Source organism: Pseudoalteromonas sp., assembly GCF_036960685.1.
Taxonomy (GTDB): domain Bacteria; phylum Pseudomonadota; class Gammaproteobacteria; order Enterobacterales; family Alteromonadaceae; genus Pseudoalteromonas.
Map to the genome: position 1 here is coordinate 44,712 of NZ_JBALXK010000018.1, position 26,927 is coordinate 71,638.

Here is a 26,927-nt window from a genome sequence, read left to right on the forward strand (position 1 = left end):
TTGTATGGCCGCATTAACGAGTGTCATGCTTTTCAATGGTATGACAAACAGTGCTGAGGCCGCTAATACAATCAGAGTAGCCACATTCAATGTCAGCATGGATGCAACCAATTACACTGAAAAAGATCAGCAAGTTGATGCAAATGCGCTGACTAATGCATTGCAAAGCAAGCACCCGCAAATTAAAAATATTGCTGAGATAATTCAACGTGTTCGCCCAGATATACTGCTATTAAACGAATTTGATTACATTAGCAAAGCGCAAGGGATTGATTATTTTCGGGCTAATTACTTAGCTGTAAGTCAAAATAAACAACCCGCTATTGATTATCCCTACAGCTATATTGCCCCTGTAAATACGGGTTTAAAAACCCCATTTGATCTTGATCACGACGGCCAAGCGACCGGTATTAAAGGGGACGCCTTTGGCTTTGGTTTTTTTGAAGGCCATTATGGCATGGCGATACTTTCTCGTTATCCAATAGATTTCGACAAAGTCAGGACATTACAAACATTTAAATATAAAGATATGCCAGATGCACAAATGCCTATTGATCCTAAAACAGGCGAGAATTGGTATAACCAAGAGCAGTGGCAAGTACTTAGGTTGAGCTCTAAATCTTTTTGGGATGTTCCGGTAACCGTAAAAGGTAAAACCTTGCATGTCCTGGCTTCTCATCCGACTCCGCCTGTATTTGACGGTGATGAAGACAGAAACGGCAAGCGTAATCACGATGAAGTGCGTTTAATAAAAGATTATATTGCCAATGCTGATTATTTATATGATGACCAAGGTGTAAAAGGTGGCATAGCCCCACAATCACGTTTTGTGGTTGTCGGTGATTTAAATGCCGCCCCAGAAGGTGATAAAAAGCGCCCAAACACAACTGATCAACTATTAAAAAATCCATTAATTAATTGTCAGTTTGTACCAACCAGTAAAGGCGCCAAAACCAGTTATAGCGAAAAATACGCAGCAGCATACACAGCCTATTGGCAAGCGCGCGTTGATTACGTACTGCCTTCGACTTATGGCATAGACGTTCACGACGGTGGGGTATTTTGGCCTGTTAAAAATAGTGAGTTATACCGATTAATTAAAGATCGAAATGCTTCTTCCGATCACCGTATGGTGTGGTTAGATATTTCGCTAAAATAACTTGCTATTAAACAGCAAAGTTTGGCGGTTTATCTGAAATAATTGCTATTACATAGGTGCTTCTGCTTAAATCAAGGTAATTACAATAACCTTACAGAAGCCCTATGATTTTTAAATCTTCTACTAAAAAAACCTTAGTTGCACTGAGCGTTGCATCAAGCTTTATCTTAGCGGGTTGTCAATCAACCGCATCTACGCCATCTGAGCAACCACAAGCCGCTGTCGCAAGTGTTGTGGTAACACCCACCGATACAGGAACCACTGCCATCACGCTTGAACAAGCAATGGCTCATCCAGATTGGTTAGGTCGCCAAGCTGAGCGCGCTTTTTGGGCGGCTGATTCAAAAACAATAGTCTATGCACAAAAACAACAAGGTAATGAGCTAAGAGATTTATACACTCAAGCTGTAAATAGCCAAGCTGCCAGCCAAGTTGCACTAAATAAGTTACATACACTAGGTGCTGCGAATGCGGTTTATTCTGCAGATGGTAAAGTGCAAGCTTATGTTTTTGAAGGCAATGTATTTGTAAAAAACATTAATACTGGTGCAATTACACAAATAACCCACGACAGTGCTAAACAATCTAAACCACAATTTTTGACTGATGGTAATTTAGCTTATCGCCAAGGCAACACATTTTACAAAGTTAACTTAGCAACTGGTGCGCAAACAGAAATCGCAAATTTACACCTAAGCGATGCGCCCGAAGGTATTGCTGAGCCTGCAACCTATATTGCCAAAGAGCAACATAAGCTAATAGAATACATTGCGCTGACTCATAAAAATAAAAAAGATAAACAAGCACGTAAAGAACAACTAAACGCTGAAAATGCGTCAATTGCTAACGCACAGTTTTATTTAGGCAAGGGTAATGAATTAGCCGACGTACAATTATCACCTAATGGCAAAGCGTTAGTTGCTGTAGTTAAAGAAAGCCGCTCATGGCGAGATGACAGCGACATCATGCCAAATTATATTGCTGACGATGCTGGTGTTAAAGCTGAAAAAGTACGCCGTCGTGTTGCTGATGAAAAACCAATAACATCTGAAATTATTTATATCGATTTAGAAGAGCAAAAACAAACTAGCTTAGCATTCGATACCTTACCGGGTTTTGATGAAGATGTGTTAGCAGCTGTTAAAAAAGAAAATTTCGCCCGTGAAGGTAAAACATACGAATCTAAAAAACAGCCACGTGCTATTAACCTAATGATGGATTGGGGCTGGGATCAAAGTGCTATTGTATGGAATAAAGCGGGCACGCAAGTCGCGATGATGCTTGAAGCATGGGATAATAAGGATCGCTGGTTAGCAACTGTGGATGTGGAAAGCTCGAAGCTTGTATCACAACATCGCTTGCATGATGATGCTTGGGTTAACTATGCTTATAACGATTTCGGTTGGTTAAATAATTCAGATACTTTGTATTTCTTATCTGAACAAACAGGCTATAGCCATATCTATAAAAAACCACTTAATGGTAAAGCAAGCCAACTTACTAAAGGTCAATTTGTAGTATCAAACTTAACGCTTACTAATGACGACAGTGCAATTTATTATAAAGCCAATGTTGAGCATCCAGGCCTTTATGAAATATACCGTGTTGATCCAAGCAATGGTAACGCTGAGCAAGTAACTAACTTAGACGGCATGACTGACTATAAGTTAAGCCCAGATCAAACTAAACTATTGTTAACGCATTCAAAAATCATGTCTCCACCAGAGTTATATGTTGCTGATGCAAAGGCAAATACTACAGCCACTCAGTTAACAGATACTGTATCAGATGAATTTTTAGCGAAACAACTCATTGCTCCTAAAATTGTAGCTGTGCCATCAAGCCACACTGATCAACCAATCTATGCAAAAGTATATTACCCAGCAGACTACGTTGAAGGTGAAAGCGGAAAAAACCGTAAAGCGGTTATTTTTAACCATGGTGCCGGCTATTTGCAAAACTCACACATGGGCTGGTCAGGTTACTTCCGTGAATTTATGTTCCATTCTTTATTAGCCTCAGAAGGTTATGTAGTAATGGATATGGATTATCGTGCATCTAAAGGCTATGGCCGTGACTGGCGTACAGCCATTTATCGCCAAATGGGCACACCGGAAATTCAAGATTTGGCTGATGGTGTCAGTTGGATGGCAGAAAATGCCAATGTTAATAAAGGCTCGGTTGGTACATATGGTGGTTCATACGGTGGCTTTATGACCTTTATGGCCTTGTTCACTCAACCTGATTTATTCCAAGCGGGTGCTGCGCTTCGCCCCGTAACAGATTGGGCTCACTACAATGGCCCATACACATCAAACATCTTAAACCATCCAGATGTTGATCCAATTGCGTATGAAAAAAGCTCACCAATTTATTATGCAGAAGGTCTTAAAAATCGCCTGTTGATCAATGCCCCAATGGTTGATAACAATGTGTTTTTCCAAGACTCTGTACGTTTAGTACAACGTTTAATTGAGCTTGAAAAAGAAAACTTTGAAACGGCTATCTTCCCAGTAGAACCGCATGGCTTTGTTCAGCCGTCAAGCTGGTTAGATGAATACCGCCGTATTCATAAGTTATTTAAAGAAACACTTTAAGGTTTAAAAATAAAACGCCAAGTTCAAACTTGGCGTTTTTTTAGATAGGTAATAAAAAGAGGCAAAGCGAGTACAATGCCTCCAATTGCACCAATCAGGTGTGCATCAACCGCCACCCGTGAGGCGATTAACTTACCAACCTCAGCACTTGGGCCGTGAAATTGCTCATAGCCAATCTTCAGCCAAATACCGATAAATAGTAATACTCCGGTTTTCATACCCGCTTCAATATCTTTAATTGCCCCCCACACAATCACCCCATGCAGTAACGCACTTAGACCTGTGTATATTCTTATATCTGGGCAAAAATAATATATACCGATACCACACCAAGCGGCCAAAAACAGCGTATGTAATGCATATTGAGCCGGTTTTGTGTGCTCAGCATGCAGTGCCCAAATTAATATGATACCAGCACAGTTTAGTGCTAAGTGAGGCCAATTTGCATGAACGTATTGGCTGGTGATCAAACGCCACACTTGGCCTTGCTCAATTAATTGCCGATTAAACTCTAATACATCGTTTAAGTTTAATGCAGCCAATAGGGCACTTAATGCCATTAAACACAGCGGAGGTAAAATATAACGCGGTTGCAGGGGTAAATTGACCATTTTATTCTTATTTTCATAGTAAAATTTTGCATATTGTGCCCGTTTAACTTTAAGATGCCAAATATCTCAATGCAAATCAGGCTTTTTTATGTATTTACCTTTTCAGCGCAGTGTTGCCTTTAGTTTAACGCTGCTCGCTTTACCCGTTTTAGCCAGCCAAACCCCAAGAGAAGTTCGCGAGCCAGAAGCGGCAACCGGTCATCAAATTAAGCAACAAGTCACTGGTAAACAGTTTATGGTCGCTGCGGCCAATCCTTATGCAGCACAAGCAGGGCAAACAATACTCGCGCAAGGGGGTAGTGCTGTTGATGCGGCAATCGCAACGCAACTGGTGCTAACCTTAGTTGAGCCGCAATCATCTGGTATTGGTGGTGGCACATTTATGCTCTACTACAACAAACAGCACAATAAACTTACTAGTTTTGATGGCCGTGAAACGGCTCCAAGTCATGCCGATGAAACATTATTTTTAGATAAAGATGGCAATGCAGCACCGTGGATAGAGGCGGTTGTTGGCGGTCGCTCAGTTGGTGTACCCGGTATATTGCATGCCTTTGCAAATGCACATAAACAATATGGCAAACTTGCTTGGGCCGAACTATTTAAACCTGCGATAGCACTTGCAGAGCAAGGGTTTGTGGTGTCGCCGCGATTACATGCGTTATTAGCCAAACAAATAAATCCTGGTGTGACTAAGTTGCCCGTGATCCGTGATTATTTTTTTCCAGATGGTAAGCCGCTTGCGGTCGGTACAGTCAAGAAGAATCAACCGCTAGCTGACTTATATAAACAAATAGCCGCTGTTGGTATTGATGCTTTTTATAAAGGCGATAATGCACAAAAAATGGTCAGCGCTGTTAAAAATTCAGTGGTTGCGCCAGGCACCTTAGCAATGACTGATTTAGCAAACTACCAAAGTAAGCAACGCGACGCAGTTTGCACCCCATACCATGCATATAAAGTATGCTCTATGGCACCACCTAGCAGCGGTGGTGTAGCCGTTTTGCAAATTTTAGCCTTACTTGAAGATAAAAATATGGGGCAATATCAACCAAATTCTGCGCAAGCGTTGCATTACTTTAGCCAAGCTTCACGTTTAGCCTTTGCTGATCGTAATGTCTATATGGGCGACCCTGATTTTGCTGATATTCCAACAGCAGAGTTGCTTGAAAAACGCTATGTAAAGCAACGTGCAGAACTTATCAGCGAACGCGATCAAAAAGCCGAAGCAGGCCAACCTCGACCTTTACTTAGCTACGCGCAAGATGATGCCTATGAATTGCCATCTACCTCTCATGTATCAATCGTTGATAGTGATGGTAATGCAGTATCCATGACCAGCTCGATAGAAATGGCCTTTGGCTCAACTGTGATGGTTAATGGCTACATATTGAATAACCAATTAACTGACTTTGCATTATCACCACGCAAAAATGGCAAATTATTAGCAAACCGTGTTGAAGCAGGCAAACGCCCACGTAGTTCGATGTCACCTGTGATGGTGTTTAATAAAGATGGCAGCTTACGCTTAGTGGTCGGCTCACCCGGTGGTAGCCGCATTATCAATTATGTCGCGCAAGTAGTGATTGGTGTATTAGATTGGCAATTAACCGCTCAACAAGCAATCGACTTACCAAGAATAACCAACCGTAATAGCTACACTAGCCTTGAGAAAGGCACTGCGATAGAAAGCATTATTGCTGATCTTGAAAAGCGTGGACATACAGTGAAAGTAGTTGATTTAAATTCTGGATTACATGCCGTTGAGTTAACCAACGGTAGTTTAGTTGGCGCCGCGGATCCGCGCCGTGAAGGGGTTGCTTTAAGTGAGCATAATTTTGTGCTTAAAGAGCATGAAATGCCAGTTAATAAGCCTTAATAGACATCGTTATTTAATGTACAATTACGTTTTACGTGTGTTAAACACACATCGAGTATTTTCTTTTAATGGTCTGACAAGGTTGAATGTCGTTGCTTTTTTATATTCAACAGCAATAATGGCAGATCACAACTTAAAGACATCGTTAAGCTTGGACTTATGACTACAAATACAGACCCAAATTATCTTTATATTCATCACTCAGGCCCAGGTCTGATCGAAACACCACTACTTAATAAAGGCAGTGCATTTACTCAAAAAGAGCGGGAAAGTTTCAACCTTGCGGGATTACTGCCTCCTCGCTATGAAACAATTGAAGAGCAAGTTGAGCGTTGTTACCAACAATATTCAAGTTTTCAAGACAATTTAAATAAGCACATTTATCTACGTGCTATTCAAGATAATAATGAAACACTTTACTACCGTTTAGTACGTGATCACCTTGAAGAAATGCTGCCAATTATATACACCCCAACAGTGGGTGATGCCTGTGAAAAATTCTCTGATATTTATCGCAGTGCCCGTGGTTTATTTATCTCATACGAAGATCGCTATCAAATCGACGACATTCTACGTAATGCCACCAAGGGCAAAGTAAAAGTAATCGTTGTTACCGATGGTGAGCGTATTCTTGGTCTTGGAGACCAAGGTATCGGCGGTATGGGTATTCCAATTGGTAAATTATCACTGTACACCGCCTGTGGTGGTATTAGCCCTGCGTATACGCTACCTGTTATGCTAGATGTGGGTACTAACAACGAAAAATTGCTTAACGATCCTATGTACATGGGCGCGCGTCATAAACGTATCGCACAAGATGAATATGATGAATTTTTAGATTTATTCATTAAAGCTGTTAAACGTCGCTGGCCTAATGTATTACTGCAGTTTGAAGACTTTGCTCAACCTAACGCAATGCCTTTATTAAAACGCTACCGTGATGAAATTTGTAGCTTTAACGATGACATCCAAGGCACAGCCGCTGTAACCGTTGGGTCACTACTTGCGGCATGTCGCGTTAAGAATGCACAGTTATCAGAGCAAAAAGTTGTTTTTGTTGGTGCCGGTTCAGCAGGGTGTGGTATTGCTGAGCAAATTATTACGCAAATGGTGTCAGAAGGTATTTCTGACGAACAAGCTCGTAGCCAAGTGTTTATGGTTGACCGTTTTGGTCTGCTAACCCAAGGCATGGAAGGGTTACGCGACTTTCAACAAGCGCTTGCTCAACCAACTGATAAACTAGCTGATTGGAAATACAGCGGTGAGTACGCTTCACTCCTTGATGTGATGCACTGCGCCGCACCTGATATTTTAATTGGTGTATCAGGGCAACCCGGTTTATTCACTGAGCAAGTTATTCGTGCCATGCACGCTGGGTGCGCACAACCGGTGATCTTCCCGTTGAGTAACCCGTCTAAGCAAGTAGAAGCATTACCAGAAGATGTGATCAATTGGACCGAAGGTAACGCAATTGTTGCAACCGGTAGTCCATTCGCACCTGTTATCTACAACGGTGAAACTTTTGTTATCCCGCAGTGTAACAATAGCTATATTTTCCCAGGCATTGGCTTAGGTGTGATTGCCGCTAAAGCGACACGTATTACTGATGCGATGTTGATGGTCTCTAGTGAAATTTTAGCTGAGTCGTCACCGCGTGCCAACACTGGCATAGGCAGCTTATTACCCGCATTGACTGAAATTGAAACCTTGAGTAAACGCATTGCATTTGGTGTTGCTAAAAAAGCCATCGAAGAGGGCGCTGCACTTGAGATAAGTGATGACATGCTATGGGCTGCTATCAATAAAAATTACTGGTTACCTAAATACCGTAATTATAAGCGTTGTAGCATCTAATAAACCACTAATCAAACAACAGGCTTCGGCCTGTTTTTTTTTGCTTGTTCATTTTAAATTAACCGCGTACGGTATCTAATAGTGATACTAAAATTATTAAGGATATTTATGCGTTATTTACCATTGTTAGCCGCGGTACTTAGTTTCAACGTTTTTGCAGCCAGTACTCCCGATGCACCACACATTTATATTCAAGGGCAAGGCCAAATTACCACTGTTGCTGATAATGTGAAGCTTAGCGTTGGCATTGTTGAAATTGATAAAGATCTTATGGCAGCGAAACAAAAAGCTGATATAACGATGGCTAAAGCAATTAAACTTGCAAAACAAGCCAGTGTATTAGACACGGATATTAACGCAGGCCAGATCAGTATTCATCGAGAAAACCAATACAACCGTGAAACCAATAAACAAGAGTTTGTTGGTTTTAGAGTGTCACGCAGTTTATCTTTGACTTTAAAACAAATTGATAAATACCCGCTGTTATTACAAAACTTGGTAAGCGGTGGTATTAACGAAATCAATCAAACTGAATTTGTATCTAGCCGATACAAAGAATTACAGCAACAAGCGCAAAAATTGGCAATTAAAGACGCGAAAAGTGCGGCCGAAGAGTTTGCAACAGATTACGATGTTAAAATTAAAGGCCTTTACAGTGCGTCAATGAGTCCAATGGATACTAATACACAGCCTTATATGCGCGTAAAAATGGCCAGTATGGCAGACACAGAATCGGGCAACTTTGTGCCAGATGCCTACCACGCTGGTGAATTAGTGATCACAGCATCAAGCTATGCTATTTACTTGATCAAATAATCTCTACTTTATGTTTGCTGGTGCTCAAAACGTGCCAGCAATTTATTGCCTTGCTCCTCACTCGTTCTTGCAATCGCTTTTAGCATATTACTCACTTCTTTACGGTCATACTGATTACTAATATGTTCATTAATATCATCCACTATGGCTGTTAAGTAATTAAATAGGCTGTTTGTCGCTTGCTCATTGCTATGGGCAACAAACAATATATTTTTAAACGCCTCTAAAACATTGGTCATTACATAGCCATCAGTTTTTGCGTAATTACGAATAGGGGTAAAATTATCATGCAGCAGTTCGTCAAATGAGGTCTCATGCAAATACAATAACGGTGAACCCTCACTGTGTTTAAATGAGTAATTAATATCACTTATTTTTAGCCGCTCAATCAATAAAATACTCAGCATATCAATCGCTTTAACGGCAGTACCCGGATCATTTATGCCAGGGCTCATCGCCTTAACTGCTATTTCAGAAATTTGCGTTAAACCATATCGGTAGTGGTCGCTTATGTATTCCTCAATATAAAAAATAAAGCATTTAAGTAGGTCTTCAAGTAATTCTGGATCTTGGCTTAAATCACGATTACATTTTAAAAATGGGTAACCTTTGACGGTAAAGAAACCTTGGTTAACTACAATGTACAACTCTATGTTTTGCTTAGCTAAAATGGCACATAACTTATCACTGTGTACGCCTTTAAAATAGCCTTCGGTGTTACTGCCGATAGAATACCATTGTTCAAAGTCAGGGAAATTCTCAACTTTCTGTTGCTGCTGGCGCGTAACGATTTCTGCAATGACATTTTTGGTGTGATTAAATAAATCATTTAATACATTATCGACCTGAATTGCTTTAGAAATTGAATGAATAAAGTAAACAAATAGCCCCAATGATATCAGCCCAAAAATCAACGCAAATAAAACTCCAAGGGCAGGGATAGCTACGGTGTCCTGATCAATATGTTTAATATTGATCAACATAATGATTGAATAAATAATACTACCCAGATAAAACCCCAGCACCATTTGATGTGATTTACGGGTAACAAGGCCGGGCACAACCCTAGGCGATAAACTTGCGCTGTCGCTATTTAACACTATCATTACCATAGAGAAGCTAAACACTGTCAGCGATATAATGCTACCTGCCAGTGTACTTAGAATGGTTCGCGCATTTTCTTCACTATCAACTAATACCACGGATAAAAACTTTTTTATCTCTTGCACTATGTCTGTGTATTCTATTGACATACTAAATACGGCAAACAGTAAAAAGCCTACCGACATCATCGAAGGATAAAAACCAATACTGTTAATCATTTCTCTGTAGTTGTCCGCAATCTTACGGGGTGTAAACATGACAATCCTTTCTTTGAGTGAAGAATTAGTACGTTATCATATAAATCAGCATAACAGCGGGCTATTCGATAATAAATCTTGTGTTATTATGGCAAAAAATAATGGGGAAATTAATGTGATCATCTCTTTCTATGCAGCTATATTAGCTTTTATGTACATTTATTTAAGTATAAATGTAGTGAAAGTGCGAAAATCAAACCAAATATCATTAGGCACTAACGACAATCCGCAATTACTAAGAGCAACACGTGCTCATGGCAATTTTATTGAATATGTTCCTTTTGCACTTATTCTAATATTTTTAGCCGAGTACCAAGGTTTAAGTAGTTATTACTGCCATATTTTAGGCACTTTACTGGTGTTTGGCCGTGTTTGTCACAGTATTGCTATTAATGACAACACATTAAAACTTAGAGTAATTGGTATGTTAGCTACTTTTGCGACATTAGCACTGAGTGCCCTTGCTTTATTACTAGGTCGTTTTTTCTAATATGATGGCTGGCAGGTTAGCACTTGCAATTACTTTGCTGGTATACCCAGTTACTACGTTTGCTAGCAATGATCAGCCAAAAGCCACTCTCAATATTATTTACCCTAAGCCTGAACGAGAGCACGAACTGGATAATTGGTATCCGTTGGCGTTACTCAAACTGGCATTAGAGCATAGTGGCCAAGCTTACACGTTACAATCATCAATAAAAATGGTGCAAAGTCGCTCTTTAAAAGAGTTAGAGCAAGGTGAGTTGGTCAACGTAGTGTGGTCAATGACCAGTATAGAAAGAGAAGCGGTTTTTAAACCGATTCGAATTCCAATTTACAAAGGCTTGTATGGCTGGCGTTTATTACTCACGACAAAAGACAAACTCCCCCTATTTGAACCGCTAAAAACACCGACTCAACTTAAAAAACTTTATTTTGTGCAAGGTCATGATTGGCCCGATACAGAGATTTTAAAGGATAATGACTTTCAAGTATCCACGTCAACAAGTTATGAATCTTTGTTTAATATGCTTATTAAAGGGCGAGGTGATGCATTTCCACGATCAATTTTAGAAGTTGATTGGGAATTATCACAACTAGCAAAAACCCACGAGATCACTGTCGTGCCTAATGTTGTATTTTCATATCCTGCAGCAATTTATTTTTTTGTGAATTCGCAGCGTGATGATTTACATAATGCAATCGAAACTGGGCTTGAAAAAATACACAGCAATGGCCAGTTCAATAAATTATTTGATCACTACTTTGCCCAAACTATCGCAAATGCAAAACTAGCAGATAAAAAAATTATAAAATTAGAAAACAAACACCTTCCAAAATTAACACCAGTGAATAACAGTACCTTGTGGTTCACGCCTGAAAAACAACCAACTCAATAAATAAGTCGTCATGGATCCAAACACTAAAATTTTTATTATTGGCTTACCACGTACGGGTACCACCAGTGTATGTCATGCCTTTTTACAGTTAGGTTTTAGCTGCGCACATACGGCGTATACTCAAAAAACCTTTGTTAATGCACAAGTGCTAGCCGATACGCCAATTTTTAATGACTATCAACAACTTGATAAACTTTACCCAAACGCTAAGTTTATTTATTTAGAGCGCGCGTCTGACAAATGGCTGCCGTCAATTCGCCAACTATTACAACGTATGCAAGTAAACTTAACTAGAGCGGATGGCGGATTTAATCCTCATATTAAGCGCTGTTATTTAAACACCTTTGGGGACTTTTCGAGTAACGATATTGAACGTGACGATGACCTGTTGCGATGCTATGAAGCGCACAAAAATACCGCCCAGCATTACTTTGTCGCTCGGCCTAATGATTTTTTATCCATTGATATCGCCAACCCAAACAGCTTTGCGTCACTGTGTGCATTCTTACAGGTACAAACAACGCTCACTCAGTTTGAAAAAATGAATATGGGCGGCAAGGTCACAGCTTGGAATGCAATTAAGCATCCACTTAAAATAGCATCTACAGCAAAGGGTAAAATTGATAAACAATTATACCCAGAACAATAAAACAACCACACAGTCGAGGATAATACGCATTAACGCTTTTAAAATTGCCTCAACAACAAGATTTTGCTGTTCAATTACGTTAAAATCGCGCCATTAGTTTTTAGGTAAAATATTTATGTTTGAATTAAAATACCATACGCCATTTTCGTGGACCGAAGCTGTACTTGCTGACTTTGATACCTTTTTACAAGACCATGCCGCTGCTGAGAAAAAAGCATCGGGCATGGCTATGTCTATGCTGTCACATTATCCTGATCGCAGAAAACTTGTTAAAGCGATGACCGACTTAGCACTGGAAGAAATGATCCATTTCAAACAAGTACTTAAGCTACTTCTTGATCGCGATGTTAACTTAGGCAACGACCAAAAAGACCCTTATGTAAAACAAATTCGCGCCGTATTTAGAAATGGTCGTGATGAATTTTTAATGGATAGGCTGCTAGTTGGCGCAGTAATAGAGGCGAGGGGACATGAACGTTTCTCACTGGTTGCTCAAGCATTGCCGCTTGGTAAAGAGAAAGATTTTTACGTTGCTATCGCCAAGTCGGAAGAAAAGCATAAAAACCTATTTGTTGAATTAGCCTATGAATATTTTGATAAAAGTGACGTTGATAATCGCTTAGAAGAAATACTTATTGCCGAAGCGAAAATTTGTCAAAGTATTCCATTCACCGCAGCACTTCACTAAATATATCAATTCGTTAAGCTGTGAGTTATTGCAATACAGGGTTGCCAAATGCTAATAACTCACCGTTTATGACAATAAAAAAACACCGTTAAAACAACAATCATTAATTTTAAAAATAATAGTCAATTATGAAATTGATTAAATAAACATCAAATGTAATATTCATCTCCTATACTTATACTCATACGTAATGATGAGGCGTTGAGCATGAAATGGATGATGACACTCACAACTTTATCTTTAGTGGGCATAGGTATTACTGGTAACTCAATTTACAGTGAAGTTCAGCTGTTTAATAAAACAACAGCATCGGTTGAGGTAACACCCAATATGTATCGATCGCTAATTTGGCACATGGATGTATACAACGACAGTGAATTTATCAGCGTTGCCGAATCTTATTTTGACGATGGTAAAATAGATGCCCGCGAATACAGCAAGTTACTGCATTTAGCTAAAGAAACCTCAGGGCCTGTAATTTATCAAATGCAATCTGAGGAGCAACTTTGGCACGCACGCATTACCTTTAAAAAGTACTTAGAGAATCGTGAAGAGTTTCAATTGGTAGCTATCAAGTGAGACAACCAAGCCGTTATAATATCTCCAGAAAAAGATAAAATACTATCAAGCTAATTATTCTTGAAAGAAGTAGCAGTTATCCTAAATTTACAGGGTAAAAGTAACGCTTTGGCGTTTAGCTTTAGTGCGCTTTCAATTAGCAAATAAAAAAGTACAGTAATGGGCGCTATAAAAAACTTGTGTATCGACTAATTAAAAATAGCGTACAAGCTTTCATGATTTAAATAGGGTTTCAGATTTACGTTTAATGTAATGCTAATCGCTTTTAAACAGTGTATTTAAATCAAAGTTGGACGTGTACGGTGTGAGGTTAAAGTGAGTTGTGGATGTTTGATTAATCTAAATTTGCATATTAGTTGGGAAATAGTGTTTATTTATCACGGCAATTAGCTTGTTAATTGTTATTTATATTCTATTTAACATAATATAAATTATGGGTTGTTAGTGATGGATGAGAATAATAAATTTATTAGATAATAAACGCTAACCCAAGGCTTTCAACAAGTTGAAAGGCTTGGGTTTTAGCGTTTAATTTGATGTGTATAAATCGTGGTACGATTCATCAGGTACTTGATTATTAAAATATTGTTGCGTTGGTTTATATCTAAAAACAGCAGCTAAAGTATCTCCTCTATATGCCTCGATACCTAAAAGTGTTTTTTTTAAACGATATCCGAGCATCAATAATTCATCGCGAGTAAAAGTATCAATTACTTGTTTGGCGTTATTTTCAACAACAATTAGTAAGTCAGCTATACGACCTTTATAGATTTCTTCGTAAGTTATCATTGAATTATTGTTCTGAATTAGATCCCTTAAATTCTGGTATGGGTCTGTACTTGGTTTCGGTTTCGGTTTTGGTTCTTGAGCTTTACCTTTTTCATCAATAGAAACTGATTGCTGATTTTCTACTTTTGCAACGGGCCCGTTGCTAGGTTCTTTAGCTTTGGTATTTACGATTTGAGTATCACCGTTAAAAAAACCTGTTAAAAAGTAAATTGAAAAAGCAATTACAGCAACAAAAACGGGTAAAAAAAAAGTAAATTGCTTTGATTTAAAAATATTTACTCGGTCATCTGAATAGACATCTGTATTGCCAGTTGTTTGTTGGTGGCTAAGGTATGAACCGAAATATTTGCTATCGTAGTTTTCAGTGCCTGATTTTACCTTTTTAAAAACAACATCACCCTTAATCCCATTGATAGAGCCTTGATACATTTCCCATCTGTATTTTTTATCCATGCCAACCATAGATAATTTTAAAAATGTAATTTTGCGTTCTATTCTGCGTTTCCATGTAGTATGGCAATCTGCAAGAGCTTGACCCATGCAGATTATGTCCATACCTCTATGTCGATGCTCAGCAATGAATTGTGTCATTTGATCACTAAGCTTTTGCCTTCCACTGGGGAAAAAGTTTTGAAGCTCATCAATAACAAGTAAGCAATCATTTTCAACCAAGTCATATACGGTATGAACCTGCTCTTCTGTTATTTCAGTATAAAGTGCTTTAAGTTCATCAACTGTTTTACCTGTTAATTCACTTACTTTTTCAAAGTTAAAACCATTAAGGCGAGCATACACTTTACGCCCTTTGATTAAGCTTGGAATTATATGTTTTACAAGTGCTTCATAACTTTTACCAGAACCTGGTAACCCTTCGTGGAAAATTATCATATTGTTACCATTGGAATAATGTTAATACTTTACGAGTTAAACGGAACGTATAACCCAAGCCAATTAATGCCAGCGCATCACTAAAGCCAGTTGCTCCCAATAGATAACCAACATCTGATGGTATGCCAGCAGTAAAAGCACTTATGCCACCTTGTATAAATTGTGGTGGGTCTATCATTGCAAAGACAAACCTAAAACCTTCGAGTAAACGTTCAAATGTTTGAAGCACTAACCACATCAACCCATTTAATATGAATATTATTATTTCATAGCACCAGTCTATGAAGGCTTGCCATTGTTGGGCTAGCCAGTCTATAAAATCATTCAATTGCAATCCTCCAAGCAAAGAACCCAGCAGCAAGCATTAAAATAGCTCGTATGTATGGGAGTATATTTTGAACAGCACTAGAGCAAAATTGGTCAATTCTTACGTTAAAACTAGCATCAAATACCGTGACTGTTTCTTCCCAAACAGGACAAGAGCCACCAAAGGAAGTAACGAAAAAATTATCTATTGCTGAAAATAAAGGCAAGCCGCGCATGGCATCTATATGTTCCTCCATAACAGTTCCGAAGTTATTATTTTCCCAATCAAACTCGGCTATTTCTGTGTAAGCATCAGGTTTAGTTTCATAATCAATTAGTGGTTTATCACCATCATATTCGCTGAGTTTTTTTAGTGACTCAGTGTGCTTTTCAAGTTCGGTTGTTTGCTTTTTCATTTCTGTTAATTGAGTGTCTAAAGCTGAAATTATTCCATCTTCATCAACCCCGTTTATTTCAGACATTGTGCCATCTTCGCAAGATATTTGAGCATCACCATTAGGTAATTGAACCGTTGTACATGAATCACCATTTTCAAGCTTTGCTGTTCCACTTTCACATGCGATAGATGCGCCGTCTGGGGTATTAATTACAGAGCAGCCAACCCCATCTTCACCATCAATACCATCCTTACCGTTAATGCCATCTTTACCATCAACACCAGCTAGGCCATCAATGCCATCTTTACCGTCAGCGCCTTTTTCACCAGCTGCACCATCAGCGCCGTCTTGGCCATCGACACCGTTTGTACCATCAACACCATCTTTACCGTCAGCGCCTTTTTCACCAGTTGCACCATCAGCGCCGTCTTGACCATCAATGCCATTTGTACCATCAATGCCATTTGTACCATCAATACCATTTGTACCATCAACACCATCTTTACCATCAGCGCCTTTTTCACCAGTTGCACCTTTAGCACCGGCAACACCCTGAATACCTTGCTCGCCCTTATCTCCTTTTTCCCCTTTTTCACCCTGTAGGGTAGCTGACTGAATGGCTTCATTAATTTGCTGGCTTGTTAAATAAGATGCTTCAATATCAGCAATTCGCGCATTGTCACGTGCTGATTGTTCGGCCAAACCTGTTACCTGATTCCAGTTTATGGAGATAGAAGATTCAGGGCAGCCAACTTGGAAAATCCCATCAGCTCTTATAGCGGTGCAAAATTTATCTTCGGCAAATGGTTCTTCAATAACATGCTGTCCTGAAGGGTCACATTCATAACCAGTAAAAGTTCCAGAGCCTACAGTCCAAGTGGAAGTGGTTTCATCTGAGTAAACCTCAAGCCAAGGACCGCCAGTAACTTCACATGTGTAGCTATTGCGAGATAAGCAAGTGGGATGACCGCCATTTGGATAATCTTCTTTATTAACGGTGATATTGTAAACAGCAGCTTGCTTACCAACACCGCCTTTGCATGTTTCATCAGGGTCAACTGGTGCTCGCCTCATATAACACTTTTTAGGTTGAGAAGCCTGCTCCTCCCAAACTTGTGTGGTTGGGTTATAGCCTAATGAAAGTAAGAATTTATGATTTGGAAAGTCATCGGGTGGGCATGAATATTCAGGAATAGTACCTACGGAAGTAGCACCAGAACCTGAAAAGCTTCGGGAGCTATCTTTATATATACACTCTTCTTTCCAGTCTAAAATACCGTGTGGTTGATGTAGAATCCAAGGCTTTGCTGAATCCCATGTAAAAACGGGAGCTTGGCATACGCCAACTTTTGATGCAAAAGATTCTTGAGCTTCTTGAAGCCATGTTGGCTGACATGCTTGATAAACATTGTCGGCAGTTTTTGGGGTTATATCACCAGAACCACAAACATATTGATTTTTTGTTTCTTCATTAGGTGATGCCGGTGATTCTGTTACATAAACATCAGATAAATCGCTTGGTTCATCGGCGGCCATTACCACTGATGCAAAAACAGTGAACAGCATCAAGCAAAACCAAAGTTTAAGCAATGCAAATACAGATTTTATTGGATGGCGTAGAAAGTATTTAATGCCACGACATAGCCAAGTTATTAATTTACGCACCTTCGAAACCACGGATAACCGCAACGGCGCAAGCAATTCCAAGTACGGCATAATAAATTCCCCAAATCATAATAATTCTCCATTAAAAAAGCCCCGAACCGAAGATGAAACGGGGCTTTAGCATGTAACGTTGTTTAAGGTTTTTAGCCTCGGAACCAGCCAATAACTTTATTGTAACCCCACATTGCAACGCCCGGTAAAATCTTAATTCCAGCTAGCGCAGTGATAGCTGCAACAATAATCGCGGCGTCAACCGCCGATGTAACACCTGTAAAATCCATAGTATTTTCCTTTTAGCTTAAAAAGTTTAATTATCGTGAACTGGTTTAAACCAGTTGATTACAGTGCCGTATGCCCAAGCGGTCATATAGCAGATTATGACTAACGAAAAACCACTGACAAAAAGCGCCTGTGCTACTTCGATAGAAATTTCACTGGGGTCAAAAAGTGATGAACCCAGTAGAAACTGTTGATACTCGGTAGGCTCTAACATGACAAAGCCTGTGCAATCTTGAATTGATTGTGCAGTTGGTTTAAGTTCGCCGTATTCGAGCTGTACACAAGTAGCCATGATTAACTTGCCTTTTTATCTGCAAAATCTGCATAAGGTGTTAATGCCATACCAAAACGGTCTAATTCTAATTGGCCGTATTGGTTAACTTTGAACGATGAACCTGCTAACTCGTATTTACCAACTTGGTATGCGTTGTTGTGATCATCATGTGTGATCTTAAATTCAACAGGGAAAATGCCGCCCATGTGTGCATACGCTTTTTGTTCGTAAACAGTACGAGCAGGTTTATCACCCTTTGCTGCAAACGTTCTTGGCGTTGGTACGTTAGCGCCGTTAGTACCTAAAATTTCAATTATCATAGTCATAGTTGATAAGTCCTCGTTATATGTATCAATTGCGGTTTGTTGGCCGTCAATGAATTGGTTGGTTGTGGTCATGAAACTAGTCTTAGTAGTTCGCGGTTTTCAGGTAGTTCTAATTGGTCGGATAGACGTTGAGGTTCTACCCAGTTGCTCGGGTGTTGCTTTTCAAAATCAACATTTACAAAACGGATGAGCGGAACGACATTAGATGCAGTTGCTTGTAAATTTTGTAAGTAAGCTTTTGGTACAACTTGGGTAAGCTCTTCAATAGTTCGATAAAAAGTAGCTTTCGGAGTTGTTGATTTAACTTCATCCCACCCTTCATGTTTCATCATTCTGAAAGTGCGAAATAGGCGATCGGCTTTTGAATAGCTAAAACCATTTTTAGTTTCGGTTTTAAATTGCTCTCTTAAGTTTTCTTGTATTTCAGTATCAGAGTAAGTACGCATAGTTGCACCTTCGAACGTTTTAAAAATGTCTTGCCAAGATTGTTTCCATAATTGCTGAATTAAACACCCATCAAATGATTCGCTGTATGTTTCAAATGCCCATAAGTTAGTCGGTATACCAAGACGTTTTAACATACGTGGCATAATGCTAGCTTCAAGGCGCAATGCGTTTTTTGCGAATTCTTGTACTTCTGGTGATGTCATAGCTTTAAGCTGATTTTTAAAAGCTTGGCTTTTGGTTTTGTCGTATTTTGCTTGTGCTTTATTAATTTGGTCTTGCAACTCAAATTGCTTTAAATAGGCTTTTAGTCGTTTATGACGTGAGCCTTTGCCAAAGTATGCAGTTGTGTCAAATGCAGATTTAGCGCCCCTTGTTTGACCGTTTGATATGTTGCGTAATGCGTGAATTACGTTTCGACTATCTGACTCGGTTTTTAAGTGAGCGCTAAACGTGCAATCTATTTGTGCAAGTTCGGCATTATTAAATTCTAGTATTTCGGCCATGTCTGGCATTGCGTAACAAAACGCGGTGATTAGTGAGTCAATACACAACATCACATCACACGAACCGTAAACGTTATGCCCTTGTAATAATTTTGCAGGACTGGCTTTTAATTCGATGAACGGGTAGTAATTTTCACCCCCTGCCCTAATTTTAAAAGCCAGTGTTGACCACGAGCTAGGCAGTGATTCGAATGGGTGCAAAAGTGCAGACACTTCGGCAACACAGATATTTTCAGAATCAAGACGATAATCGTTCGTTGTAAAATCAACATCACCGGCGGCTAATCGACAACCTCTTTTTTGACACTCACGCAAATCGATTAGGCCATTAGTCCCATCTGGAGACATAGCAACAATCGATTCAACGAATGGTATCTTTATGGTTAAGAGGTCAATCATTACATGTAAACACGAAATAAATAATTTAGGTGATTATAGGCAGCAGATTTAATACATGTAAACATATTTCATAATTATTTTTTAAATGTTGTATAGTTGCATGATTATTTACTAAGATTTTTTGCAGATGAAAAAGCGTAAAGACACCACCATTGCTATAAATGGAGAGCGTAAAGACGTATTGCAGGACGCAGCAGTAGAAATAACAATTGCAACGAGAGAGACAATAAAGACATCAACAATTGTGCAGTATTTAATCGATAATTATTTAGATGAAGCGGTAAAAGATCTAAAAAATAAACGAAAGGATTCAGCGTAAAAGTCTCAAAATGGGACTAGAGTCCACTATTAATGGGACTAGAGTCCACTATTAAAGTATGTGGACTCAAACACCTGTGCCTATTTCAGGTCACCTGGGTTTATTTCAAATATGGGTTTGGTTTATCAGAGGGGCGATTTAATTTAGTGATATTGCTTTAGACAGTGCAGCCAAAACAATATCGATATGATTTAGATGGGTTAGGTTTCCGCTTCGCTATCGGCTGTCGCCATGTTTATCTCTATCATGGGCTTTAAAAATAGCCTGCTCGATAAAATCCTCGGTCAAGTTGTACTGGCGCAAAAGCAAAAGCAAACGCTCTTCTCTTTCAGTAATTCGAACTGGTTTCTTAGGTTCTGCGCGTGGCCGTCCCGAACCTTCACGTTTTCCGCCGTGTGAATAACCGCCATACGTATCATTTAAAAGCTCATTAAACTTACTGATAGCATCAAATAAATCAGAACAGTGAATGTTATATTCCAAATCCACTGAGTCTTTAGGTATCCAGTTAAACTTCATAACGCCCTCGGTATATCCAGCTTTATCACCTGTTTCAGGGCATGAAAGTGAGTGAAAAGAACCTACTTGCGTAACAAAGATTTCAAAGGTTTTCATAGTGGTCAAACTTGATTTGTGTAACATGAATCAAAATATACTCCATTTTGATATTTGTTACAAGTATCAAGGATAGTAATACAACCCATAATTGCCATTATGTGACGGGCTAGAACCGCTACGCTTAAAAGGGCTTTTGTTCTAGTTCGTGTGGGCTGGCGCTATTTTCCACACGAAAAACCACAAACGCCCCGCCAGTTAGATATTTTGGCGGGGCGTTTTCTAAACATAACGCCGTGTACAAATTATAGGATGTTACCTGTATTACGCTGCAAGGCGTACTTCTTTTCATTATTAACCCCACTAAGTCCAATACTAGACGGTATCGGACTTAGTGGGGATTTTATTGGAATAATCGTATTTAATTCAAGTATCTTTCTTGAGCTTCATTATCGCTTAGCATAGTATTAAAAATACAATTTAAGCTGTATCACAAGAAGTAAACAATATGGAATTTGTGCGCCCGTTAGAACCAATCCTAATAATTGATGATGTTCAAGATATACGTGACTACTTAAATCAAATCTTAACTGAGTTAGGTTTTGAGGATATTCTCGAAAGCAACGATTTTGAATCAGCTAAAAGCTTGATTGATGAAAAATCCCCTAATGTTATTTTTCTCGATATTGAATTACCCGACACCGATGGTACTGAGATCCTTGGATACCTTAATGACAATTACCCTCACACCCATGTTGTTATGTGTTCAGGCCACAATAGCCTTGAGAATGTACAAAATACGTGGGAACTTGGCGCTAAAGGTTTTATTGCAAAACCATTTAATGCAAAAAAAGTCGATACGGTAATGAAGCGCTTAGAACTAATTTAAGCCTATTCAAAAACCATAAGGTTACTATGCAACAAATTGTACAAGCAATCATTGATGATTTATCTGGGGTTATTTATGGTAAACAGCAGCAAATCAAACTTGCGTTAACTTGCTTGTTTAGCCAAGGGCATTTATTAATTGAAGATTTGCCAGGTATGGGAAAAACCACTTTATCGCACGCACTCGCAGCGGTTTTGGGTTTAACGTATCAACGGGTGCAATTTACCAGTGATTTATTACCCTCAGACATTCTCGGTTCAAGTATTTTTAACGCCAATAAACATGAGTTTACCTTTCATAAAGGGCCTGTTTTCAGTCAAGTAGTCTTAGCTGATGAAATAAATCGCGCAGGTCCTAAAACACAAAGTGCTTTATTAGAGGCAATGGAAGAAAACCAAGTAACAATGGATGGCGATAAACATGCCCTGCCCAGTCCATTTTTTGTTATAGCTACTCAAAATCCTTTATATCAATCAGGAACTTACCCTTTACCTGAGTCTCAATTAGACCGTTTTTTTATGCGCATTAGCTTAGGTTTTCCACCACAAGAAGCTGAACGAAGATTGATTTTAGGCCAAAATAATCGAGATTATGACCGTTTACCAGTACGCATTAACGCAGAGCAATTAATTCAGATACAAAATAAAATTAGCACTGTTACTTTGAGTACACCGGTTGTTGATTATATTTTGGCGCTTGTTTGGGCAACACGTAATAATAGTCAATTTGCTAATGCGCTCTCTCCAAGAGCCAGTATTGCTTTAGGAAAAGCCGCACAAGCCTGGGCGTTTATTGATGGCCGTGATTTTGTTACTCCAGATGATATACAAGCCATTTTCGCAAGCGTAACAGAGCACCGATTAGGTTTAAACCATGACACCAGCGCACAACAGCTCAATCAATTATTAAATGACGTTAATGTACCTTTGTAATGCATGAGAATAAGAAAGTATCACGCCCTGCTCTATTTTCTAAATTAAAGGCTAAGCTTTTTAGTTTGTTACTTAAAAATAAGCACAATACTGAACAGCTTACATTAACGCATAACAACATTTATATTTTACCTTCTAAGCTTGGCAGCAGTTTTCTACTGATCACTGCTCTGAATTTTATATTGGCAGTTAACTATCAAAATAATTTGATCTTAGTGATGGCGTACTTAATGCTCGTGGTGATGATTTTTTCATTATTACTTGGCTATAACAATGTTAAAGGTTTAACGGTATCTTACAAAAAGCATATTGCCAGCTACGCCCCAAGTTGTGCGCAACTTCAATTGCAGCTCTCAAACGATAAAACATGCCATTCTCTACAGTTTAGTTATGAAAATAAAATGCTAACAACGATTGATGAAGTAACCGCCCCCTCACAATTAGTGAGTTTAGACTTACCGCTAAAAAAACGAGGTGAGTATCCATTAAAACGTTTAAAAATTATTAGCCGTTACCCATTCGGTCTGGTCTCAACGTGGAGCTATATGCAATTAACACATAGTGTATTTGTTTACCCGCAACAGCTCAAACCAGTGCAACAAGCAAATCAGCATTTTAATCAAAGCATTGATGATGGTGATCACAAGAACACACATGGGAGCGACGAGTTTGATGGGCTTATACCTCATCAAATAGGTATGAATATGAAACGGGTGTCATGGAAACACTACGCTAAAACCCAGCAGTTGATGGTTAAAGAATTTGTAAATTACTCAGCACAAAGTGTTTTTTTTGATTTTAATCAGTTACAAGGCAACACTGAATCTCGCCTACAACAATTGAGCTATTTGATAAGCAATGCGTGTCAGCAAGGCACTCCGTACGGTTTGCAATTAGAAGCCCGCTTATTTGAGGTGGACGAAGGAAAACAACACTGTCAAAAATGTTTAGAAGCACTTAGTCGCTTTTCCAATATGGCCAAGGGTTAATATGCCTGTCATTAATAATTTAAGCGCAATTAATCTATGTTTATCAATTATTTATATAATCGTTTTGAGTTTTATTTTCACTGAGCTGCCGCCTGCTTTTAATACCCTACTTGTGAGTTTGTGTATTTGGAATCTAGTCATTACTTTACTCAAACGAAATAAACCCAATGCAATACTAGCTAACACCTTGGCGGGGTTAAGTTTGCTGGTTTTATTTTTCGATGTTGGCTTTGGTGACACCGTTACTTTGTTTGTAGCTATGCTAATTTTGTCGAGTTTATTTAAATTACTCCAAGCGACTACAAAAAAACATTATCAAACCATCACTTTACTTAGCTTTTTTAGCCTTTCTACGGTGTATCTCTTTTCTCAAAGTTTGTTTGCGACACTGATCATTAGCATACTTTATATTCTAAATTTTGCTGTATTGGCTTTGATTGAGTCTAACCATAATTTAAAAATTGCCGTAAAAAGTAGTTTAAAACTGCTGTTGCTGGCATTGCCTATCGCTATATTCTTATTGCTATTATTACCAAAAATGCCGGCATTTTGGCAGCTGCCTGGGCCAAAACTAGCAAAAACTGGTTTGTCCGAAAGTGTCGACCCATTTGATATTGCTAAATTGTCTAATTCAGATGAATTGGTGTTTAGAGCAAAGTTTGATCAGCAAAGGCCCGCAGCGCCCTATTACTGGCGTGCCATCGTACATGATGAATTTGATGGCAAGACCTGGTTAATATCGGACATTTTGAAAGCCAAACAAGCAATCAGCCAAAACAGTGCTCAGCGTGCTGATGAGCCTTTGTTTAGTTATCAGATATTTGCAGAGCCTGCAGCTAAACCGTGGCTTTACGGCTTGCAGCTTGCGAGCTCAACACATAAAGACGTAAAAACGACCAGTGATGGTTTATTACTTCGAAAGCGTTTTTTAGCTAACAGTATTAGTTATACAGCACAAAGTTATCCGTTGGATACTACCCAGTTATCTCGCTCAGTGCAGTATCAAAACGTACAGCTAAATTTAGCAAAAGACACAAATATGCGCTCGCAATCTTTTGCCCAGCGTTTATATGAGCAACACAATAATAATGACGACGCTTTCTATACTGCTTTATACGATTACTTCGCCAGTAATGGCTTTAGTTATACATTAACGCCGGATCCTATTACGGGTACCGATACCTTAGATCAATTTTTATTTAACAATAAGCGTGGTTTTTGTGGCCACTACGCCAGTACCGCTGCATTTATGTTTAGAAGTGTTGGCATCCCTGCGCGTGTGGTTTCTGGTTATTTAGGCGGAGAATACAACCAACAAAATAGCTACCTCAGTGTTTATCAATATGATGCCCATGCGTGGGTGGAAGTATATATAAAAAACAAAGGCTGGCAGATTTTTGATGCAACGGCAGTGGTTTCACCTGAACGATTAAATGGTTCGTTATCACAGCATACACAACTGAATAATGAATTTACCAGCAACTTAAGTTTTGGACTACTGCGGTTAAGTAATATAGCTGGTTTTAATTGGCTTAGACTCAAACTTGAAACCCTTGATTACCAATGGACAAGTTGGGTGTTAGGGTTTGATCAGCAAAAACAGGCCTCCTTGTTAAATAAGCTGTTTGGCAACAAGCAACTGTGGCAGATTTCACTGATTGTGATTGCAACAGTGTGTATGGCATTTATTTGTTATTTTGTGTACTTATCGTGGCCAAAAAAATCCCCGGAGCCCAAACATGCTCTGACCAAAGACTATCTTAAACTAGTGAGTTGGTGTGAAAAACAAGGCATTGTTGCTAAGCCAAACCAAACACCATTACAGTTTTTAGACTATGCCGCCGAGCAACAGCCAGAGAAACGAATATATATCGAACAATTTGCACAGTTATACTCCGATGTGCGTTATCGCCAGTTAGTATTTAGTAGTTATCGTAAAAAACACAGTAAAGATCTGATAAAATTGATTAAAACTAAGATGAAGAGAAAGTTATGAATGCAGTTGTGATCGGTGTTTTATTAATGCTGGGGCTCACTTTAGCGCGGGTTAATGTAATAGTCGCAATGACATTGAGTGCTTTAGTTGCGGGTTTAACTGCAGGTTTAAGTTTAACTGATACACTCAATGCGTTTAATGCAGGTCTTTCTGGTGGTGCTGAAATTGCGTTAAGTTATGCGATGTTAGGTGCTTTTGCTGTCGCAATCTCAAAGTCTGGACTGACCCGTATACTCGCAGCAAAATTACTGGCAACTGTTAATAACAATAGTGGCAATAGTGAAACTAGCCTAAGTTATTTTATCCTTTTTATTATTTTAGTCTGTGCTATTTCATCACAAAACCTTGTGCCTGTTCATATCGCTTTTATACCAATTTTAATTCCCCCGCTGCTGATCGTATTTAATAAGTTAAGGCTAGACCGCCGTGCAATCGCCTGTATTTTGACGTTCGGTTTAGCAACATCTTATATGGTTTTACCCTATGGCTTTGGTGGTATTTATTTATACTCAATTTTACATAAAAACCTGGTCGATAATGGTTTAGAAATTATTAATACTCAAGTACCACTGGCAATGATCATCCCTGCTTGTGGGATGTTAGCCGGTTTACTTGTCGCGGTATTTATTAGTTATAGAAAACGCCGTGTCTATCAACAAGACGAAAAAGAAGAGCTGGCGAGCAGTATTGTGATTGAACAGCCTAAAAAAGTATTACTAGTGGGCATAACCGCGGTATTGGCCTCATTAGTTGCACAAAATGTCAGTGGCTCAATGATTTTAGGTGGCTTAGTTGGAGTGATGATTTTTAGTTTATTTGGTGTGGTTAAGTGGGAGCAAAATAGCGACGTGTTTAGTAAGGGCGTGGCAATGATGGCGATGATTGGCTTTATTATGATCTCAGCCCAAGGTTTTGCATCCGTTATTAAAGCAACCGGCGATGTAACTAGCTTAGTACAAAGTGCAGCGTTAGTTATCGATGGCAATAAACCTCTGGCTGCAGCGCTGATACTATTAGTTGGTTTAATGATCACAATGGGCATAGGTAGTTCGTTTTCTACGGTGCCAATAATTGCCACTTTATTTGTGCCTTTGTGTTTAGAGCTTAATTTCTCAATGATGGCTACCGCGGCATTAGTTGGTACAGCGGGCGCTTTAGGTGATGCAGGCTCCCCTGCTTCTGATTCAACGCTTGGGCCAACATCTGGCTTAAACGTAGACGGCCAACATGACCATATTTGGGATTCAGTGGTACCCACTTTTATTCATTTTAATATCCCGCTACTTATATTTGGCTGGATAGCCGCTATGGTACTTTAATCCTGCAAGTTAAAACCAAGTAGAAGCCCCTCTTTCTACTTTGTTATCTATTTACAATTTATACGTTGATGCTAAGTTAATA

Annotated in this window: 26 protein-coding genes; 16 read left to right on the plus strand and 10 right to left on the minus strand. The window is 39.1% G+C overall.

From position 1 onward, the window contains the following. Positions 1–25 precede the first annotated feature (25 nt). Entirely contained in the window at positions 26–1,159 is a 1,134-nt protein-coding gene (locus V7783_RS14725; protein ID WP_335679402.1) for an endonuclease/exonuclease/phosphatase family protein, read from the plus strand. A gap of 104 nt (positions 1,160–1,263) precedes the next feature. Further along, entirely contained in the window at positions 1,264–3,756 is a 2,493-nt protein-coding gene (locus V7783_RS14730; RefSeq protein ID WP_335679354.1) for a prolyl oligopeptidase family serine peptidase, read from the plus strand. Positions 3,757–3,779: 23 nt separating this feature from the next. Here V7783_RS14730 and rrtA read toward each other — a convergent pair whose 3' ends face one another. Beyond that, positions 3,780–4,367: a rhombosortase gene (gene rrtA / locus V7783_RS14735; protein WP_335679355.1), complete on the minus strand. Its 588-nt coding sequence runs from the start codon at positions 4,365–4,367 to the stop codon at positions 3,780–3,782. Between the two features lie 88 nt (positions 4,368–4,455). Here rrtA and ggt point away from each other — a divergent pair, with 88 nt between their 5' ends. The 3 genes from ggt (at position 4,456) to V7783_RS14750 (ending at position 8,916) form a co-directional block, all read left to right on the plus strand. Further along, complete coding sequence (ggt, locus tag V7783_RS14740; protein ID WP_335679356.1) at positions 4,456–6,246, plus strand: gamma-glutamyltransferase; 1,791 nt, start codon at positions 4,456–4,458, stop codon at positions 6,244–6,246. A gap of 159 nt (positions 6,247–6,405) precedes the next feature. Further along, a complete protein-coding gene (locus V7783_RS14745) occupies positions 6,406–8,100 on the plus strand; it encodes an NAD-dependent malic enzyme (protein WP_335679357.1) in 1,695 nt (564 codons plus the stop codon). A 108-nt stretch (positions 8,101–8,208) separates the two neighbouring features. Next, positions 8,209–8,916 carry an SIMPL domain-containing protein gene (locus V7783_RS14750; RefSeq protein ID WP_335679358.1) on the plus strand — a complete coding sequence of 236 codons (708 nt, stop codon included), beginning with the start codon at positions 8,209–8,211 and terminating at the stop codon, positions 8,914–8,916. A gap of 8 nt (positions 8,917–8,924) precedes the next feature. Here the strand turns inward: V7783_RS14750 and V7783_RS14755 are convergent, their stop codons facing one another. Further along, positions 8,925–10,277: a DUF2254 domain-containing protein gene (locus tag V7783_RS14755; RefSeq protein ID WP_335679359.1), complete on the minus strand. Its 1,353-nt coding sequence runs from the start codon at positions 10,275–10,277 to the stop codon at positions 8,925–8,927. 115 nt (positions 10,278–10,392) lie between these two features. Here V7783_RS14755 and V7783_RS14760 point away from each other — a divergent pair, with 115 nt between their 5' ends. The 5 genes from V7783_RS14760 (at position 10,393) to V7783_RS14780 (ending at position 13,572) form a co-directional block, all read left to right on the plus strand. Then, the gene (locus tag V7783_RS14760; protein WP_335679403.1) at positions 10,393–10,767 is read left to right on the plus strand and encodes an MAPEG family protein; all 375 of its coding nucleotides are present in this window, start codon (positions 10,393–10,395) and stop codon (positions 10,765–10,767) included. Between the two features lies 1 nt (position 10,768). Continuing rightward, entirely contained in the window at positions 10,769–11,656 is an 888-nt protein-coding gene (locus V7783_RS14765) for a substrate-binding periplasmic protein (RefSeq protein ID WP_335679360.1), read from the plus strand. 10 nt (positions 11,657–11,666) lie between these two features. Continuing rightward, complete coding sequence (locus V7783_RS14770; protein WP_335679361.1) at positions 11,667–12,305, plus strand: sulfotransferase; 639 nt, start codon at positions 11,667–11,669, stop codon at positions 12,303–12,305. A 115-nt stretch (positions 12,306–12,420) separates the two neighbouring features. Then, a complete protein-coding gene (locus V7783_RS14775) occupies positions 12,421–12,993 on the plus strand; it encodes a tRNA-(ms[2]io[6]A)-hydroxylase (RefSeq protein ID WP_335679362.1) in 573 nt (190 codons plus the stop codon). A 207-nt stretch (positions 12,994–13,200) separates the two neighbouring features. Further along, positions 13,201–13,572 carry a hypothetical protein gene (locus V7783_RS14780; RefSeq protein WP_335679363.1) on the plus strand — a complete coding sequence of 124 codons (372 nt, stop codon included), beginning with the start codon at positions 13,201–13,203 and terminating at the stop codon, positions 13,570–13,572. Positions 13,573–14,100: 528 nt separating this feature from the next. Here V7783_RS14780 and V7783_RS14785 read toward each other — a convergent pair. From V7783_RS14785 to V7783_RS14815, 7 genes are all read right to left on the minus strand, one after another. Then, positions 14,101–15,249 carry a zonular occludens toxin domain-containing protein gene (locus V7783_RS14785; RefSeq protein WP_335679364.1) on the minus strand — a complete coding sequence of 383 codons (1,149 nt, stop codon included), beginning with the start codon at positions 15,247–15,249 and terminating at the stop codon, positions 14,101–14,103. Between the two features lie 4 nt (positions 15,250–15,253). After that, the gene (locus V7783_RS14790) at positions 15,254–15,577 is read right to left on the minus strand and encodes a hypothetical protein (RefSeq protein ID WP_335679365.1); all 324 of its coding nucleotides are present in this window, start codon (positions 15,575–15,577) and stop codon (positions 15,254–15,256) included. Further along, a complete protein-coding gene (locus V7783_RS14795) occupies positions 15,570–17,669 on the minus strand; it encodes a hypothetical protein (RefSeq protein ID WP_335679366.1) in 2,100 nt (699 codons plus the stop codon). The genes V7783_RS14790 and V7783_RS14795 overlap by 8 nt, the downstream gene beginning before the upstream one ends. Positions 17,670–17,761: 92 nt before the next feature. Further along, a complete protein-coding gene (locus V7783_RS14800) occupies positions 17,762–17,899 on the minus strand; it encodes a hypothetical protein (RefSeq protein ID WP_335679367.1) in 138 nt (45 codons plus the stop codon). A gap of 26 nt (positions 17,900–17,925) precedes the next feature. Next, positions 17,926–18,189, minus strand: a complete 264-nt coding sequence (locus V7783_RS14805; protein ID WP_335679368.1) for a hypothetical protein — start codon at positions 18,187–18,189, stop codon at positions 17,926–17,928. A 2-nt stretch (positions 18,190–18,191) separates the two neighbouring features. Further along, entirely contained in the window at positions 18,192–18,569 is a 378-nt protein-coding gene (locus V7783_RS14810; RefSeq protein WP_335679369.1) for a single-stranded DNA-binding protein, read from the minus strand. Next, a complete protein-coding gene (locus V7783_RS14815) occupies positions 18,566–19,846 on the minus strand; it encodes a phage/plasmid replication protein, II/X family (protein ID WP_335679370.1) in 1,281 nt (426 codons plus the stop codon). Before V7783_RS14815 ends, V7783_RS14810 begins: the two co-directional genes overlap by 4 nt. A 127-nt stretch (positions 19,847–19,973) precedes the next feature. On the opposite strand from V7783_RS14815, the gene V7783_RS14820 reads away from it, so the two are divergent. Further along, the gene (locus V7783_RS14820) at positions 19,974–20,165 is read left to right on the plus strand and encodes a hypothetical protein (protein ID WP_335679371.1); all 192 of its coding nucleotides are present in this window, start codon (positions 19,974–19,976) and stop codon (positions 20,163–20,165) included. Positions 20,166–20,381: 216 nt separating this feature from the next. Here V7783_RS14820 and V7783_RS14825 read toward each other — a convergent pair whose 3' ends face one another. Further along, the gene (locus V7783_RS14825; RefSeq protein ID WP_335679372.1) at positions 20,382–20,780 is read right to left on the minus strand and encodes a hypothetical protein; all 399 of its coding nucleotides are present in this window, start codon (positions 20,778–20,780) and stop codon (positions 20,382–20,384) included. A 448-nt stretch (positions 20,781–21,228) separates the two neighbouring features. Between V7783_RS14825 and V7783_RS14830 the strand changes: the two genes are divergently transcribed. Genes V7783_RS14830 through V7783_RS14850 form a run of 5 tightly spaced genes read left to right on the plus strand, consistent with a single transcriptional unit; the run spans position 21,229 to position 26,845 of the window. Next, positions 21,229–21,609, plus strand: a complete 381-nt coding sequence (locus tag V7783_RS14830) for a response regulator (protein WP_335679373.1) — start codon at positions 21,229–21,231, stop codon at positions 21,607–21,609. A gap of 26 nt (positions 21,610–21,635) precedes the next feature. Further along, entirely contained in the window at positions 21,636–22,541 is a 906-nt protein-coding gene (locus V7783_RS14835; RefSeq protein ID WP_335679374.1) for an AAA family ATPase, read from the plus strand. Next, a complete protein-coding gene (locus tag V7783_RS14840) occupies positions 22,541–23,530 on the plus strand; it encodes a DUF58 domain-containing protein (RefSeq protein WP_335679375.1) in 990 nt (329 codons plus the stop codon). The genes V7783_RS14835 and V7783_RS14840 overlap by 1 nt, the downstream gene beginning before the upstream one ends. Before the next feature lies 1 nt (position 23,531). Then, on the plus strand, positions 23,532–25,526 hold the full coding sequence (locus tag V7783_RS14845) for a transglutaminase TgpA family protein (protein ID WP_335679376.1): 1,995 nt from the start codon (positions 23,532–23,534) through the stop codon (positions 25,524–25,526). Then, a complete protein-coding gene (locus V7783_RS14850; protein ID WP_335679377.1) occupies positions 25,523–26,845 on the plus strand; it encodes a Na+/H+ antiporter family protein in 1,323 nt (440 codons plus the stop codon). Before V7783_RS14845 ends, V7783_RS14850 begins: the two co-directional genes overlap by 4 nt. The last annotated feature ends 82 nt before the right edge of the window (positions 26,846–26,927 follow it).

Bases quoted from the DNA above. Each gene is read 5' to 3' on its own strand.
- V7783_RS14725 (WP_335679402.1), top strand. From the start codon at position 26: ATGCTTTTCAATGGTATGACAAACAGTGCTGAGGCCGCTAATACAATC.
- V7783_RS14730 (WP_335679354.1), top strand. From the start codon at position 1,264: ATGATTTTTAAATCTTCTACTAAAAAAACCTTAGTTGCACTGAGCGTT.
- rrtA (WP_335679355.1), bottom strand. From the start codon at position 4,367: ATGGTCAATTTACCCCTGCAACCGCGTTATATTTTACCTCCGCTGTGT.
- ggt (WP_335679356.1), top strand. From the start codon at position 4,456: ATGTATTTACCTTTTCAGCGCAGTGTTGCCTTTAGTTTAACGCTGCTC.
- V7783_RS14745 (WP_335679357.1), top strand. From the start codon at position 6,406: ATGACTACAAATACAGACCCAAATTATCTTTATATTCATCACTCAGGC.
- V7783_RS14750 (WP_335679358.1), top strand. From the start codon at position 8,209: ATGCGTTATTTACCATTGTTAGCCGCGGTACTTAGTTTCAACGTTTTT.
- V7783_RS14755 (WP_335679359.1), bottom strand. From the start codon at position 10,277: ATGTTTACACCCCGTAAGATTGCGGACAACTACAGAGAAATGATTAAC.
- V7783_RS14765 (WP_335679360.1), top strand. From the start codon at position 10,769: ATGATGGCTGGCAGGTTAGCACTTGCAATTACTTTGCTGGTATACCCA.
- V7783_RS14770 (WP_335679361.1), top strand. From the start codon at position 11,667: ATGGATCCAAACACTAAAATTTTTATTATTGGCTTACCACGTACGGGT.
- V7783_RS14775 (WP_335679362.1), top strand. From the start codon at position 12,421: ATGTTTGAATTAAAATACCATACGCCATTTTCGTGGACCGAAGCTGTA.
- V7783_RS14780 (WP_335679363.1), top strand. From the start codon at position 13,201: ATGAAATGGATGATGACACTCACAACTTTATCTTTAGTGGGCATAGGT.
- V7783_RS14785 (WP_335679364.1), bottom strand. From the start codon at position 15,249: ATGATAATTTTCCACGAAGGGTTACCAGGTTCTGGTAAAAGTTATGAA.
- V7783_RS14795 (WP_335679366.1), bottom strand. From the start codon at position 17,669: ATGCCGTACTTGGAATTGCTTGCGCCGTTGCGGTTATCCGTGGTTTCG.
- V7783_RS14800 (WP_335679367.1), bottom strand. From the start codon at position 17,899: ATGGATTTTACAGGTGTTACATCGGCGGTTGACGCCGCGATTATTGTT.
- V7783_RS14805 (WP_335679368.1), bottom strand. From the start codon at position 18,189: ATGGCTACTTGTGTACAGCTCGAATACGGCGAACTTAAACCAACTGCA.
- V7783_RS14810 (WP_335679369.1), bottom strand. From the start codon at position 18,569: ATGACCACAACCAACCAATTCATTGACGGCCAACAAACCGCAATTGAT.
- V7783_RS14815 (WP_335679370.1), bottom strand. From the start codon at position 19,846: ATGATTGACCTCTTAACCATAAAGATACCATTCGTTGAATCGATTGTT.
- V7783_RS14820 (WP_335679371.1), top strand. From the start codon at position 19,974: ATGAAAAAGCGTAAAGACACCACCATTGCTATAAATGGAGAGCGTAAA.
- V7783_RS14825 (WP_335679372.1), bottom strand. From the start codon at position 20,780: ATGAAAACCTTTGAAATCTTTGTTACGCAAGTAGGTTCTTTTCACTCA.
- V7783_RS14830 (WP_335679373.1), top strand. From the start codon at position 21,229: ATGGAATTTGTGCGCCCGTTAGAACCAATCCTAATAATTGATGATGTT.
- V7783_RS14835 (WP_335679374.1), top strand. From the start codon at position 21,636: ATGCAACAAATTGTACAAGCAATCATTGATGATTTATCTGGGGTTATT.
- V7783_RS14840 (WP_335679375.1), top strand. From the start codon at position 22,541: ATGCATGAGAATAAGAAAGTATCACGCCCTGCTCTATTTTCTAAATTA.
- V7783_RS14845 (WP_335679376.1), top strand. From the start codon at position 23,532: ATGCCTGTCATTAATAATTTAAGCGCAATTAATCTATGTTTATCAATT.
- V7783_RS14850 (WP_335679377.1), top strand. From the start codon at position 25,523: ATGAATGCAGTTGTGATCGGTGTTTTATTAATGCTGGGGCTCACTTTA.